General features: G+C 56.6%; 9 protein-coding genes and 1 pseudogene. 3 read left to right on the plus strand and 7 right to left on the minus strand.

Features of this window, described 5'->3' with window-relative positions:
- The first annotated feature begins 189 nt into the window (after nucleotides 1-189).
- Complete coding sequence (locus tag ACXM2N_RS07555) at nucleotides 190-2,442, plus strand: acyltransferase family protein (RefSeq protein ID WP_458487427.1); 2,253 nt, start codon at nucleotides 190-192, stop codon at nucleotides 2,440-2,442.
- Nucleotides 2,443-2,973: 531 nt separating this feature from the next.
- Here ACXM2N_RS07555 and rpsP read toward each other — a convergent pair.
- On the minus strand, nucleotides 2,974-3,480 hold the full coding sequence (gene rpsP, locus ACXM2N_RS07560) for a 30S ribosomal protein S16 (protein ID WP_458487429.1): 507 nt from the start codon (nucleotides 3,478-3,480) through the stop codon (nucleotides 2,974-2,976).
- Nucleotides 3,481-3,924: 444 nt separating this feature from the next.
- Here rpsP and ACXM2N_RS07565 point away from each other — a divergent pair, with 444 nt between their 5' ends.
- Nucleotides 3,925-6,285 carry an acyltransferase family protein gene (locus ACXM2N_RS07565; RefSeq protein WP_458487431.1) on the plus strand — a complete coding sequence of 787 codons (2,361 nt, stop codon included), beginning with the start codon at nucleotides 3,925-3,927 and terminating at the stop codon, nucleotides 6,283-6,285.
- A 266-nt stretch (nucleotides 6,286-6,551) separates the two neighbouring features.
- On the opposite strand, the gene ffh is transcribed toward ACXM2N_RS07565, so the two are convergent.
- The 5 genes from ffh to ACXM2N_RS07590 form a co-directional block, all read right to left on the minus strand.
- On the minus strand, nucleotides 6,552-8,201 hold the full coding sequence (gene ffh, locus ACXM2N_RS07570; protein ID WP_458487433.1) for a signal recognition particle protein: 1,650 nt from the start codon (nucleotides 8,199-8,201) through the stop codon (nucleotides 6,552-6,554).
- A 110-nt stretch (nucleotides 8,202-8,311) separates the two neighbouring features.
- On the minus strand, nucleotides 8,312-10,477 hold the full coding sequence (locus ACXM2N_RS07575; RefSeq protein ID WP_458487435.1) for a [protein-PII] uridylyltransferase: 2,166 nt from the start codon (nucleotides 10,475-10,477) through the stop codon (nucleotides 8,312-8,314).
- Nucleotides 10,478-10,543: 66 nt separating this feature from the next.
- On the minus strand, nucleotides 10,544-10,882 hold the full coding sequence (locus ACXM2N_RS07580; RefSeq protein WP_458487437.1) for a P-II family nitrogen regulator: 339 nt from the start codon (nucleotides 10,880-10,882) through the stop codon (nucleotides 10,544-10,546).
- A gap of 216 nt (nucleotides 10,883-11,098) precedes the next feature.
- Complete coding sequence (locus tag ACXM2N_RS07585) at nucleotides 11,099-12,412, minus strand: ammonium transporter (protein ID WP_458487439.1); 1,314 nt, start codon at nucleotides 12,410-12,412, stop codon at nucleotides 11,099-11,101.
- A 526-nt stretch (nucleotides 12,413-12,938) separates the two neighbouring features.
- Nucleotides 12,939-13,454 carry a TspO/MBR family protein gene (locus ACXM2N_RS07590; protein ID WP_458487441.1) on the minus strand — a complete coding sequence of 172 codons (516 nt, stop codon included), beginning with the start codon at nucleotides 13,452-13,454 and terminating at the stop codon, nucleotides 12,939-12,941.
- A gap of 199 nt (nucleotides 13,455-13,653) precedes the next feature.
- On the opposite strand from ACXM2N_RS07590, the gene ACXM2N_RS07595 reads away from it, so the two are divergent.
- A complete protein-coding gene (locus ACXM2N_RS07595) occupies nucleotides 13,654-14,049 on the plus strand; it encodes a DoxX family protein (protein ID WP_458487443.1) in 396 nt (131 codons plus the stop codon).
- A gap of 79 nt (nucleotides 14,050-14,128) precedes the next feature.
- Here the strand turns inward: ACXM2N_RS07595 and ftsY are convergent.
- A pseudogene (ftsY, locus tag ACXM2N_RS07600) lies at nucleotides 14,129-15,067 on the minus strand (signal recognition particle-docking protein FtsY); the annotation flags it as partial.

Consider the following 15,067-nt stretch of genomic DNA (forward strand, 5'->3'; position numbering starts at 1 on the left):
ACATTACCCTTCAAGGGGTGGCTCCAATGGCGAGTTTAGTGCACTTTTCCTGCAAATTTAGGGAGAGTCACAGTAATGATACCGAGCGGAGGGTTTAGGGTTATTGCATTAAGACAACACCTACCAACCTCAAAGGGCAGGTGTTCGTTCATTTCCGATCAAGAGCCGCCGCCCTAACGAGGTCACTTCATGAAACTTCGCTTTTCGTCGCCTTCGCTTAGTTCTGATCCTGATACTATGCCTGGGCGTTCGCAACCGACTACGCCAACGCGTGCGTACCGTTACGATCTTGACGGCCTGCGCGGCATAGCCATTGCTCTCGTTGTGATCTTCCATGTCTTCGTTGGCCGCGTATCTGGTGGTGTGGACGTCTTCCTCCTACTATCCGGATACTTCTTCCTTGGCTCCCAGCTGCGCTATGCAGGCAAGGATAATGCGTCATTGAACCCGTGGTGGCCAATTTGGCGCACTATCCGTCGCCTAGTACCGGCGCTGTTTCTCACTCTTGGGGTGACGGCCCTGCTGGTTGTCTTCGTCGCCCGAAACCTCGGAACCGGTGAACTCTATAAACAATTCACCGCCAGCGTTTTGTATTACCAAAACTGGGAATTGTCAGTCCAGAATGCGGATTACACGGCGGCCTCAGCAAGCACATCGCCGCTGCAGCATTTGTGGTCCATGGCAGTTCAAGGTCAGTTCTATATCGCAGGCATCGTATTCGCCCTCATCCTAGCTGCGGCGTGGAAGGCCGTCCGCCGCCGACGTGAGGCGATCGTCTCATCATCTCGGCACTACAAGGTCTCATTTGACGGTCAGCAGTTTGTTTTCCGCGTCGCAGGTCCGATTCTGATCGCAGTGACCGTGGCGTCGTTCATCTACTCATCGCGCTACGGCCTTTTTGGCACCCCACAAAACTACTACTCCACCTTCTCTCGCACGTGGGAGCTCACCCTCGGCGCGGTACTGGCCATCTACGGCTCCCGTATCAAGCTCACCTCACGGATGTCAGTGATTGCTTCCGTGGCGGGCCTGTTCATGATTTGCATCACCGGATTCGTTATCACGAAGACCACCGCTTTCCCCGGCCCGCTCACCCTCCTGCCACTGGCTGGCGCCGCACTGGTGATCATTGGTGGCTCATCAGCGGGAAACCCAGTGTCTGCAGTAATGTCCCGCGGCGTCTTTCGCTGGCTCGGTAACATTGCTTATTCCCTTTACCTCTGGCACTGGCCACTGCTCATTGTTGCTACCGCATACCTACAGCAGGATCGCCCTTCAGTCCTCCTAGGTGCGGCCATCATTGCTGTTTCCCTTGGTCTGGCCCACTTCACACATCGCTGGGTGGAAAAGCCTCTCGCCCAGCACCGCAAGCGTCCCGTCTCCACCGAAAAGCCTGCGGCCACGGCGCTTAAGCAACTACGTTCCACCAGTGCACCAAAGGGGCGTGCTTTCGCTGGCGTGGGTGTCGCGGTGGTAGCCGTACTTCTGTTGAGCATGCAGCCGCGCTTTGAAGCCCGGGTGACCGATGCGCAGCGTAGCTCCCAAACCTCCAACTCAGTGGATTATCCTGGCGCGCTCGCCCTTAACGGCGCCACAGTGCCGGACTTGCCGTACCAGCCGGACCCAACTCTGGTGGGCAAGATGCACCCACTGCCCACCGAGGACGGTTGCATGGTGGCACGAGACACCCCAGGTGATTTCTTCTCGGATGTTAAAAGCAACGGTGAACCGTGCGTGTATGGTGACGTAAACTCTGACGTCACCGTAGCACTCGTCGGCGGCTCACACGCTGAACAGTGGTTCACACCACTTAACGAGCTGGGCCAAGAACATGGCTTCAAGCTGGTCCCGCTGGTGCGCCAAGATTGCGCCATCATGATTGAAGACCCAAATGTGGATCCCAAGTGTACCCAGTGGAGCCAGCTGGCAACTGACCGCGTTATCGCTATGCAGCCTGACTTGGTGATCAGCACCTCCACTCGCCCTGAACAAGCCGACGGTTTTGGTCTTGACATCGTCCCCGTGTCCTACACCAAGTTCTGGGATCAACTAGCAACCGCTAACCTCCCCACCATTGCCCTGCGCGACAACCCGTGGGCCACGGAAAATGGCAGGATGTCTGATTTGTCCATGTGCCTAGCGCTCACTGATGACATCCAACGCTGCACCATGCCGCGCTCTCAGGTCTACTCTGAACAAGACCCAACGGACGCGTTAGTGAATGCCTACCCACTGGTTGACTTTATCGATACCTCAGGCTGGTTCTGCCCAGGCGACTCCTGCCCACCGGTGATCGGCAACGTGGTGGTTTACCGGGATCAGAACCATATCTCTGAGCCATATGCCAGCAGCCTTAAGCCAGCACTGTGGAGTATCATTAGCCCGAAACTCAGTGCGCAATTAGGCCTCGCTCCAAACGGCGAGGAGCAGAATCAGCCCTAAAGGCCCTAGCTGATTCGGCGCTAGGACAACGTCCAACACTTTGCTGCCCACCCCTCTTCAGCTGCGCGCGACTTGGCCCACCCCTCTTCAGCTACGGGCACGCTGCCCTAAGCGTTGGCTTTTGAGCTGGTGTATCAGGTAAGCGCGTTGCGCCTACTGGTGTGGCGCTCCTGCCTACTGCGCCGCATCCACACCTGGAAGCACAACGGTCTCTACCGCTTTTCTGCCGTCAGGGTACGCCGCCATGGTTAGCAGCAAAAGTGCCAATAGCTAAGGACTTCCACGACGCCTTTGCATGTAGGCGTCTCCTAACATGCCTGCTTTCTAGTGAGTCCTTTTTTGACTGAGGTCTTTTTGGTGTGGTGCATTTCCGCGCTTGTTCCCATCCGTTTTGCTTGGGGCTTGCGCGGACAGCCGGGGCCTATAAATCTTCAAAACCCGGTAAATCTACAAAACCCGGTAAATCTACAAAACCCGGCACCACCGATGGGTGGTGCCGGGTTGAGAGCTTTAAGCTAGTAGCTGGCCGAATTACTCAGCAGACTCCTCAGCAGGTGCTTCCTCGGAAGCCTCTTCAGCCTTAGCAGCCTCTTCTTCAGCCTTCTTAGCTGCCTCAGCCTCAGCAGCAGCCTTAGCCTCTGCTTCTTCCTTAGCCTTGCGCTTCTTCTCGGTGATAGCCTCAGCAGTTGGGCCCTCGTTAGCCTCAGCCAGTGCCTGGTTGAACAGCTCAAGCTTGGATGGCTTAGGCTCAGCTACCTTCAGGGTGCCCTCTGCACCCTCGAGGCCCTTGAACTTCTGCCAGTCGCCGGTAACCTTCAGCAGTGCCAGAACAGGCTCGGTTGGCTGTGCGCCAACGCCCAGCCAGTACTGTGCGCGCTCGGAATCGATCTTGATTACGGATGGGTCCTGCTTTGGCTCGTAGATACCGATGTTCTCGATAACCTTGCCATCGCGACGGGTACGTGCGTCAGCGATAACTACGCGGTAGTGAGGGGTACGGATCTTGCCAAGACGCTGCAGCTTGATCTTTACAGCCATGATTAATAGTCCTTATCTAGTCACTGGGCAGTACATGACACGAACACCATCACCGTGTGTTCGCCGGTTCAGCCCTTGGATTTAGTCTGCGTGTGACGTAGACCGTTCGACCGTGGTCGGTTGCGGTGTTACGCAGAATAAATATGAAATTAGTTGCGGCGAGTGTTCTTATTCACACACAACCTTTGACATCATACGGGGTTTATCTGAGCTTTGCCAAATTCACCCACGGACGGTGAGTCCCCATCCCCTTGTCAGCTCGGAGGAGTAGTCTGATTCGAGCTATGACCGAATATATAAATAGCTCACTGCTGATATCCGGCCAAGTAGAACTTGAACTACGAGCTACACAAGGGATCCACTGAGCCGTTGTGTGCAAGAGTACAGTCTCGTTGTCGTGTTGCCACACCCTTGGCACTTGTTGAGATTTTGAAACGTTTATCTATGGCTAAAGATTCCCCGCGTAATTTCCGGTACCGCTATGACCTTGACGGGCTCCGCGGCATTGCTATCGCCCTTGTGGTCATATTCCACGTCTTCGTGGGCCGCGTATCTGGCGGCGTTGACGTGTTCCTGTTGCTATCCGGTTACTTCTTCCTGGGTTCGCAGCTGCGATACGCAGCTAAAGAGAATGCGTCTTTGAATCCTTGGTGGCCGATCTGGCGTACCATTCGCCGGTTGGTCCCAGCGCTCGCGCTGGTCATCGGCGTAACTTTCCTCCTAGTCTATTTTGTCACCCCACAGCTTCTGAGGCAGGAGCTCACCCAGCAGATCACCGCTACCCTGCTGTACTACCAGAACTGGGAGCTGGCGGCTCAGGACGCTGACTACGCCGCGGCATCAGCGGAGACATCCCCACTGCAGCACATGTGGTCCATGGCGGTGCAGGGGCAGTTCTACTTGATGGGCATCCTATTTGCCACACTCTTGGCGCTGGTTATGAAGCTGCGACCAGCCTCGTCCTCCACGAGGTTCCCTACGGTCAACCAGATCGCTGGCCCGATTCTGATCGTGGCCACCATCGCGTCTTTTGCCTACGCCTCCCGCCACGGCCTCTACGGCACTGGTGACAACTACTACTCCACGTGGTCGCGCGCTTGGGAGCTCACGCTCGGCGCGGTGCTGGCTATCTACGCGCACAAGGTGCCAACGCTGTCGCGTCGGCTTTCCGACGTCCTCACGGCGCTCGGCCTGCTCGCGCTGCTTCTGACCGGCATTGTCATCTCCAACTCCTTGGCGTTCCCAGGCCCACTTTCCTTACTGCCACTCGGCGGCGCAATGCTTATCATCCTGTTCGGTGGTGGCCGCATTTCCGGTGTGATGGCCTCAAAGAAAGCACGTTGGCTGGGCGATATCGCCTACTCGCTGTACCTGTGGCACTGGCCACTGTTGATCCTGTCAACCTCCGCTCTTGGGGTAGATACTCCACCATGGTGGCTGGGAGTCATCATCATCGCGATCTCCCTCATCTTGGCTCAGCTGACGCACAAGTTCATCGAACAACCACTACGTCAACACCGCAAGCGTCCAATGGTTGATGACATGCCGGTACACAAGGGTTTGGCAGATATGCGTACCCGCGCCGGCGGGTTCCGCGCTGTTGGTGGCGTAGTTGTTGCGGCCTGCGTTGCCGCAATGATGTGCATCCAGCCTTGGTGGAATTCCGTAGTAGCAAACGAAACTGATACCAACTTGAACCCAACGTTCTATCCAGGCGTGATGGCCAACTTCGGTGTTAAAGCCCCATCCGGAATGCCAGTGAAGCCGGATCCTGTGTTGGTCGGTTCCATGATGCCACCATTCGCCCAAAAGATCTGCTTCGTAGGCAAAGATCAACCAGCTAACCGACTCGACGAATTCTCCCCGCGGGATCCATCCGTACCATGCGCTATCGGTGATCTCGATGCGGACTTCACGATCTACATGGTTGGTGGTTCTCACTCGGAACAGTGGGCCTCCGGCTTTGAAAAACTAGGCCACGAGATGGGATTCAAGGTGGTGCCAATGCTGCGCCAGGACTGCCCTATTGAGACTGGCCCTGATACAGACGTCACCCCAGTCTGCGCGGAGTGGGGCCAGATGGTCATTGAGCGCATTATTCAGGACAAGCCGGACTTGGTGGTCTCTAATACCACGCGACCTGGCGGAGAGAGGGGCACCGGCAAAGATGTTGTCCCTGCAGGCTACGTTGGGTTCTGGGAAGTGCTCGCAGAACACAACATCCCGTTCCTCGGCCTTCGTGATAACCCATGGGGATTTGATGAAAACGGCAAGGGTTACGAATTTGATGAATGCTACGTTGCCACCAAGGACGCCGCAGAGTGTGGCCGCGCACGTGAGACCGTCTATCAGCCCGTAGATCCTGCCGCTGCCGTCTTGGCCCAGTGGCCGAACATGATTGCGGTGGACACTCAGGATTGGTTCTGTGGTCCAGACGATAACTGTCCTGTTGTTATTGGTAACACCATGGTCTACCGCGACATGCACCACATCACGAACGCGTTCGCTGTGTCTGCTGCCCCGCTGCTGCGCGACTACCTCCAGCCCTTCCTCGATAGAGTCCCTCAGCAGCAACAGGTTCCGGAGAATCTGCACCTCAATGAGCAGCACATTGATTCGTGGTCTACCAACTACCAGTCCGAGCTTGAGCAATTATGGCTGGATTACGGCGCACCGCAGATTGATCCGAATACAGGTGAACTGATTGGTAATCAGCCCGTAGATCCCGCATCCCCTGACTCAATGGTTCAGGACATGCTGCCACCTGCACCACGTGCTGGCGGAATTACTGCTTTCCCGTTGTAAGGCATATGAAAGAAACGCCGCACGGAAGTTCTTCCGTGCGGCGTTTTACTTTACCTACAGCACTCACCACCATAGATGTTGGGGTGACGGCCGGTGGCGCACGTGATCGTTTTCGCTACGATTCTCAACAATGTACATGATCGCAATTACGTCCCGATTGCGGCAGTGCCCTCGGTTTTCGGCGTCCTTTTCCTGTCTGCGCGGAGGCTACATGGCACTGCCCACCCCACGTGGTCGTGGGGTGGGCAGTGCTGCGGGGCTACCGGCTACTTGCTACCGCCGTTGCCTTTGCCAAAGTCAAGGTTATTTAGGTCAATGTTCTCCATGCCCTTCGGTAGCTTCGGCATACCTGGGATCTTGCCCAGTCCGCCCATGCCCGGCATTCCGCCCATGGCTTCCATCTGCTCCTGCATCTTCTGCAGCTCGGCCATGTTTGGCATGCCCGGCATTCCGTTAGCCGCGCCTGGGAAACCAGGGGTGTTTGGCCTGTTACGGTTCTTCGCTGGCTTGCGCTTGCCGTTCTTGCCCTTGCGGCCCTTTGGCTTCTTCTTGGTGGCGGAGCGCCCCATACCGCCCATGCCCATCTGACCGGCCATCTGTCCCATCATCTTCTTCGCATCAAAGAAACGCTCCACCAGCTGGTTTACCTCAGCCACGGTGACGCCGGAGCCGTTAGCGATGCGCTTGCGTCGGGATGCGTTCAGGATCTTAGGATTGTTGCGTTCTTCGGGGGTCATGCCGCGGATGATGGCTTGGATGCGGTCCAAGTGCTTCTCATCCACCATGTCCGCCATCTGGCTCATAGCCTTGCCACCCGGAAGCATCTTCAGGATGTTGCCCAGTGGGCCCATGTTGCGGATCATGAGCATTTGATTGAGGAAGTCATCCAGGGTCAGCTCGCCGGTGCCCAGCTTCTGAGCGGCCTCCATGGCCTGCTCTTGGTCCAGGTTCTTTTCCGCCTGCTCGATCAAAGTGAGCATGTCACCCATACCGAGGATTCGGCTGGACATGCGCTCCGGATGGAAGACGTCAAAGTCCGTGAGCTTCTCGCCGGTGGAGGCGAACATAATTGGCTTGCCAGTAACCTCACGGATAGACAGCGCGGCACCGCCACGGGCGTCACCATCGAGCTTGGTCAAAACAACGCCGGTGAAGTCAACGCCATCACGGAATGCTTCCGCGGTGTTGACGGCATCCTGACCAATCATGGCGTCAATAACAAAGAGGACTTCATCAGGGTTGACGGCGTCACGGATGTTGCGAGCCTGGGTCATCAGAGTCTCATCGATGCCCAAGCGGCCCGCGGTATCTACGATGACTACATCATGCTGGGTACGCTTCGCTTCCTCAATGCTCTGCTGCGCCACTGCAACGGGATCACCGTGGGAGGTGCCCATTTCATGCTCAAGGGAATCGATAGAGGTACCGGGGTCCGGCGCGAACGTCTTGACACCGGCACGCTCACCGACAATCTGCAGCTGCTGAACAGCGCCTGGACGCTGGAGGTCACAGGCCACCAGCATTGGGGTGTGGCCTTGATCAGACAACCACTTAGCCAGCTTACCGGCCAAGGTGGTCTTACCAGCACCCTGCAGACCAGCCAACATGATCACGGTTGGTGGGTTCTTAGCAAGCGTCAGGCGGCGAGTCTCACCGCCCAAGATGGCCGTGAGCTCCTGATCAACAATCTTGATCACCTGCTCCGCTGGGTTAAGCGCCTTGGATACCTCAGCACCGAGGGCGCGTTCCTTGATGCGCTTAACAAAACCGCGGACGACGGTAAGCGAAACGTCCGCCTCCAGCAGAGCTAGGCGGATCTCGCGGGATACCGCGTTGATGTCGGCTTCGGTTACTTTGCCCTTGGATCGCAGACCACCAAGGGCTTGGCCTAGACGATCTGACAGTGACTCAAACACGTAAGAGAATTCTCCTTGATCATGTGCGCGGAGGCAGAAGTTTTTCTAACTTTTATCAACGTTCCATTGTGTCATACTTTCAGGCGTTTTTTTAAGTAGCGCGCGTGCCGTTAAGCCTTAGTCAGGGCTTGGACCACATCGCGCTCCACCGCGGATCGATTAAAACCCTCCGCCAGCTTGATCTGCACAATCATGGTGGCACCAGGGTTAGACATGGTCATCCATTCCACATCCGGCAGGACATTAATGAGTTTTCCCAGCGCGCCTTTTCGGTCCGTAGCTCGTACCTCGAGCAAATCCCCGCTCCAAAAGGTTGCCGCCATGCCACGGGATAGCTCTGGCAGTGTGGAGAAGCGGCCCGATCGGTGCCCTTGAATCACTTCTTGCTCGTTGAAGCCTGAACCCATGTGGTTGTACACCACAAATCGAGCCTTCGCTGTTGTGGCCCCGTCATCCGCCGAATCGTTCGGGCTCACACGGATGGCCCCCTGCTCAATGTTCCAGTTCTTAGCTGCCATGAGAGCTAGTAGCTTGTTCACGTCTTTCTCATTAGCCCCCTTCCATTTCACCTCCGCGTAGACCTGATCTGGGAATATGTCGAGCTTTTCGTCATCTAGGACGTTCACCTCGATTTCCTCTGCAACATTGATGCACGGCGGCTCTGGAATAATCACGCTCAGACGCTCACGCGCACGGCCGCACAGAATACGAAGGCCACGTTCTAGGTTCTTGGTCCACACGCCGGGGCCGGTTCCCTTGGAGTCCGCCTCGACCAGCGCCTCCAGCAAATCTATGGTGAGCAGGTTGTAGCCGGTGGCCTCCAAGATTTTCTCTAAGGCGTCATCACCGGTTGGATCCATCGTCCTACATACATCGGGCAGAAGCGTGTGCTGCGCCACCACGGTGCGCACCACATTCACGTCGTGGGCATTGAGCCCCATCCGTTTGGCCATGCGCTCTACAAACTCGGCTCCTACTTCTTCGTGCGGTCGGTTATGTCCCTTGCCCACGTCGTGGTACAGCGCTGCCAACAACAGCAAATCCGGACGCGCCACGGTGATGGACTTCTCCGCGCAATTGGCCACCACTGCCAAGCTGTGACGGTCAATTGTTTGGATGTGAATGGGTTCGCGTGGCATCATTCCGCGAATGTGGTCCCACTCCGGCACAAGTTGGGTCCAAAATCCATGCTCGTCCATTTCTTGCACAACCGACGTAGACTGCGTGGCAGAGCTCAACGTAGTGAGGAAGTCCGCCGCAATGGTACGGGTGAACTTGCTAGGAAGCGGTGGTAGTTCTTTAAGACGCTTCCAGGTGGCAGACGTCACCGGAAGCCCGTGGCGGGCGCTGGCCGCAGATACCCGCAACAGTAGACCTGGGTCAGTCATGTCTGGGTTCTTGCTGAGGACTAGTTCCCCACCGACCTCCACAACGTCCACGTCAATCGGGCGGCGAGCCGCCCGACGGAGCCCAGTGTGGCGAGGCATCTGGTTGCGCGCGATGGTCAGCGCCTGCGTGACTGCATCATCCACTTTCGCAGCGGCGGCGGCGATGGCACGCGAGAGCTCGTAACGGTCAGTGAAACCTAGGTCCTCAGCAACGTCGACGGCGAACTCGGGATCCAGCTGATCGCGTGCGCGACCTGCGTGCACGTGCAACAGCGTGCGGACGTCGTTAAGAAGGGCGCGTTCCGTGTCTAGTTGAGCCCTATCCACAAGATTGGCGAACGCCAGTGCATTAACTAGGTCGATGTCGCGCAGGCCACCACGTCCGTGCTTGAGGTCCGGGTGGGTCATCGCCACCACTGAACCGGACCGACGCCAGCGAGCAATTGCCGCGTCCACCAGGTGGTTGAAGTTTCTCTTTGCTTCCCTACGCCAAGTTTCCAACACCAGCCGGCGCGCCTGCTCCGATAGCTCGGCGTTGCCGCGGATGTGTTTGATGTCTAGCAACGCGAGCGCCGAGGTGACATCCGCACTGATGATGTCCGCGCACTCACCTGGGGTGCGTACGGCGTAATCGAGGCGCATCTTGGCATCCCACACTGGGTACCAGAGATCTTTTACTTGGGAGGCATCGAAGTCAGGCTCGTGAATAAGAAGGAGATCCAGATCAGACTTGGGACTCATCTCCCCACGCGCCAGCGAGCCCGTTGCTGCCAATGCCGTCCCCTCGGGCAGGTCGAGTTTTTCCAGCAGCTCCAAGGCCTTGGCCGTCGTGCGCTCTCGCAACGAGGCTGGCGACGCTTTGTGCTGGGTCTGGAGCCGGTCACTCATGTTCTACTCCTCAAGAATTAGAAAACACCCTGGGGTTAATACCCAAGGTGTCTCCTGATCAACTGTTTAGATAGCGTCAGTACCACGCTCACCGGTACGAACACGCACCAGCTCATCCACGGTAGTGACCCACACCTTGCCGTCACCGATCTTGCCAGTCTGGGCTGCGCCCACGATAGCGTTGACCGCGTCCTCCAGAAGGGAATCATCAATGACGATCTCAATTTTCACCTTTGGAACAAAGTCCACAGCGTACTCAGCGCCTCGGTACACCTCAGAGTGGCCCTTCTGCTGTCCAAAACCCTGCGCCTCTGTAACAGTCATGCCGTGGACACCAATCTGCTCCAGGGCATCCTTGACGTCCGAGAGAGTAAATGGCTTAACAATTGCGGTTACGAGCTTCATTTTCCGGCCTTCCCAAATGTAATGAAGAAAGTTCCTCCACCAGCCTTGGTGCCCTTGCGCACTCCCAAACGGTGTTCACTTAATTTGTATTAAAAAACTTGCGTCTATTCTAGCTTTTTCAGCTGAGCCCCATGATCGTTTTGCATTGGGGCTTTTCAGCTGGGAAGACGGCGCTGACCCGGTCTCCCCTTTTTCTACCTTTCCTCCGGAAGACAGTTAGCGGATGTCAGGACCAGCGTTGTCGTATGCGGTCTCACCGTGCTCGTGGAAGTCGACACCGTTGTGTTCTTCCTCGTCATCCACACGCCACCCGAGGGTCACCTTGACAATGATGGCAAGTACAAACGCAACCACACCAGCGAAGATCATGGCAACAACAGCGATGACAACCTGCACGATGAACAGTTTCCACCCGTCAGCACCGCCACCAGTGAAGGCACCGGAGCCGTCAGCCAAGAGACCAACCCCGATGGTGCCCCACAAACCAGCAACCAAGTGGACGCCCACAACATCAAGTGAGTCATCGAATCCGAACTTAAACTTCAACCCGACACCGAGTGCTGCCAGAACGCCGCCGATTGCGCCGAGGATCAGTGAGGTTACGGGCGTCAGTGCACCCGCGGCTGGAGTGATGGCAACCAGGCCGGCGACGATACCGGACGCCGCGCCCAAGGAGGTTGCACGGCCGTCTCGGATCCTTTCCGTAAGCAACCAGCCGAGCATCGCGGCTGCGGTCGCAGCCGTGGTGTTCACCCAAGCGAGGCCAGCAAGGCCATCTGCCGCAAACGCAGAACCTCCGTTGAAGCCGAACCAGCCGAACCACAGTAGTGCCGCGCCCAGCATCACGAAGGGCAGATTGTGTGGGCGGTGCGCAACACGCGGGAAGGTCTTGCGCTTGCCCACAACAATCGCCAGCACGAGGGCCGTAATACCAGCAGAAATGTGCACGACGGTTCCGCCGGCGAAGTCGATTGGCGCGATGTTGGCCTCGCCGTCGGTTGCCCCAAACATCCACGCACTGAATCCACGCTCTTCAGCATGCAAGAGGCCACCGCCCCACACCATGTGCGCCAGCGGGAAGTAAACGAACGTGGCCCACAAGCCGGCGAACAGCAACCACGATCCGAACTTAACGCGCTCTGCTAGGGCACCGGAGATGATTGCGGTGGAGATGACGGCAAAGGTCAGCTGGAATCCGACATCGATAATGTTGGCGTAGCCAGAAGCGCCTACAACGTAGTTACCATCGGCATCCACAATCTGGTCCTTTAGGCCGAACTGCTCAAATGGGTTCGCGAATACACCGCCAATGGATGAACCATAGGACATGGACCAGCCCCACAAAATGTAAATGACCGACACAACGCCCAAGGCGCCGAAGGACATCATCATCATGTTCAGGACAGACTTTTTACGTGACATGCCTCCGTAGAAGAAAGCAAGTGCCGGAGTCATCAGCAAAACCAGGGACGCGGAGATCAGCATCCAGCTGGCATTGCCCGATGCCTGAATTACTTCATCAGCAGTCATGGGGTGCTCCTTTTTGTACGTGTGAAGAGTTCTTACTCCTCTTTCCGATGGCCTAACGGTTCCATCTTGCGAGGGGATACTGGGATAGTCCCGTCCTCACCGAGTTCGTGAGCCCGTATACACAGACCCTCTATCAGTGCCGGACCTATCCAAGTCTAGTGACTAACTATAGACCGATAGATTTAATTTCCTATAAAGCTATAGAAAATAATCGCACCGTCTCCACCCCCATACCTATAGGGCTATCGAAACAATTGAGGTGCACTTTTACTGATGACCTTTAAGTACTTTCCCGCGCAGTACTCAGGCTTGACTACCCCCACACACAGCGTAGAAAGATCCATTCATAGGGCAAGCGGGGTTACTTCCCCACCACTTTTTGACTACATCCCGAGGATGAACGACTGGCCGGACCGAACCACCAAAGGACTCTCACGCCACACTGTGCAACGTGCACAAAGACAGCAAACGCCGCCTCCCGTAACTTCTAAGGGAGACGGCACCACGGCCTCATCAGGCCATACTTTTACTTCCACACACGCTTACGGTTCTTAAACCAGATAGCACCCGTCAGCAGCGTTGCGAACGCCGTCCAACCAGCATACGGCGCCAAGAACCAGCCACGCTTGGAGTCAACATCTACACACCTGCGAACCAGATCTGCACTGGAAACAGCCAGTGCTGCTGCCTGGAACGTGGCCAGGCCGGCCTTCTTGGACTTGAAGAACAACAACGACCAGCCAGCATTCAGTACCAAATTGACCACGGTAGCGATGGCGAGGCTCTGGAACTTGTCCGCCTCCCTACGCTCCTCCAGATCGGCCAAGCTGGAACCCACCACAATCGCAATGTCGAGGTATAGCGCCGTCCATGCAACTGGGAACAACCACACTGGTGGCTGGAAATCTGGCTTCAGCCTGGACTTGTACCACAGCGTATTGGGATTAGTAGCTAGCGAACCCACCGTTGCGGTGGTGACCACAGCAGCCGAAGTGGCGCTAATGGTTTTGACACGGTTTTTCTGCACAGTATTCAAGCTCATGCAGGCCAGCATACGCCGAACTTGACCGCTACGACGGTGAACCATCTCAACACTGGGGTAATACTGTTCCTAGGTATCTGTTCTTTATCCGTCCACATCCAGCAATCAGTTGCACGCTATCAAAATTGTGTAGGGTGGGTCGAGACAAGGTGATCACTAACTCCAGTGACCACACCGTTCACAACCAAGGAGTTAAACTATGTCTTCTACTCGCACATCTCAAACCGCAGCTCGCATCATTTTGGGCTCGTTCATGACGTTTGCTGGCATTACCCACCTCACCACTGCCAGGGAGGAATTCCAAGCTCAGGTTCCTAGCTGGATTCCTGTGGACGATGACCTAGTAGTAGTGGGTTCCGGTGTTGCCGAAATCGCACTCGGCGCATCATTGCTCGCTCTACCCAAGCACCGCAAGCTCACCGGCACCGCTTTGGCGGCATTCTACACCGCAATTTTCCCAGGCAATATCGGCCAGTACGCTGAACGCAAGGACGGCTTCGGCCTAGACACCGATCGCAAGCGCCTCATCAGGCTGTTCGGCCAACCAGGCCTCATTGCCGCAGCACTGTGGGCAGCGGGAATTCCAAAGAAGTAAACACCTGCCCCACGCAAGGACCGGCGTAGTTCACCACATGGTGAACTACGCCGGTCCTTATCTGTTGAGTTTTACGACCTTACTGAGTGCTGGTGCCTAGCAGAGCGTCTACGAATCCCTCAACCTCAAACGGTGCCAAGTGGTCCGCGCCCTCGCCCAATCCAACGAGCTTAACTGGGACTCCCAGTTCCTCTTGGACGCGGAATACGATGCCACCTTTGGCGGATCCATCCAGCTTGGTCAAGACTACGCCGGTGATGTTGACTACCTCACGGAAGGCCTTGGCCTGCAGCATGCCATTCTGGCCGGTGGTGGCGTCCAGAACCAGCAGAACCTCATCAACAACCGCCTTCTTTTCCACAACGCGCTTCACCTTGCCCAACTGATCCATCAGGTTGTTGGAATTATGCAGACGGCCGGCGGTATCGATGAGAACCACGTCTGCACCGGTGGCAACACCCTCAGCAACGGCGTCGAAGGCTACGGATGCTGGATCGGCGCCTTCCTTTCCGCGAACCGTCTTTGCCCCTACACGACGGCCCCACGTCTCAAGCTGGTCGGCAGCGGCGGCACGGAAGGTATCAGCCGCACCCAGAACCACGTTGTGCCCCATGGACACAAGCACACGGGCAAGCTTGCCCGTGGTGGTGGTCTTACCGGTACCGTTGACTCCCACTACCAGGATGACGGCTGGTTTGCCCTCAAACGGCATGGCCTTGATGGAGCGGTCTAGCTCAGGGTGGCATGCCTCAATCAAGGTCTCACGCAGCATTGCTCGCGCCTCAGCTTCAGAGGAAACGCCACGTTCAGCGATCTTCTCGCGCAGCTCATCCGTGACGGCCATAGTGATATTTGCCCCAAGGTCAGCCTGCAAAAGCTCGTCTTCGATCTCTTCCCATGCGTCCTCATCGAGGTCACCGGCCGACAGCATACCCAACACGGACTGACCAAACACGTTCTGGGACTTGGACAAACGTCCACGCAAGCGACCGATGCGACCTGCAGCAGGGTCAATGTC

Source organism: Corynebacterium sp. ZY180755 (assembly GCF_054331495.1).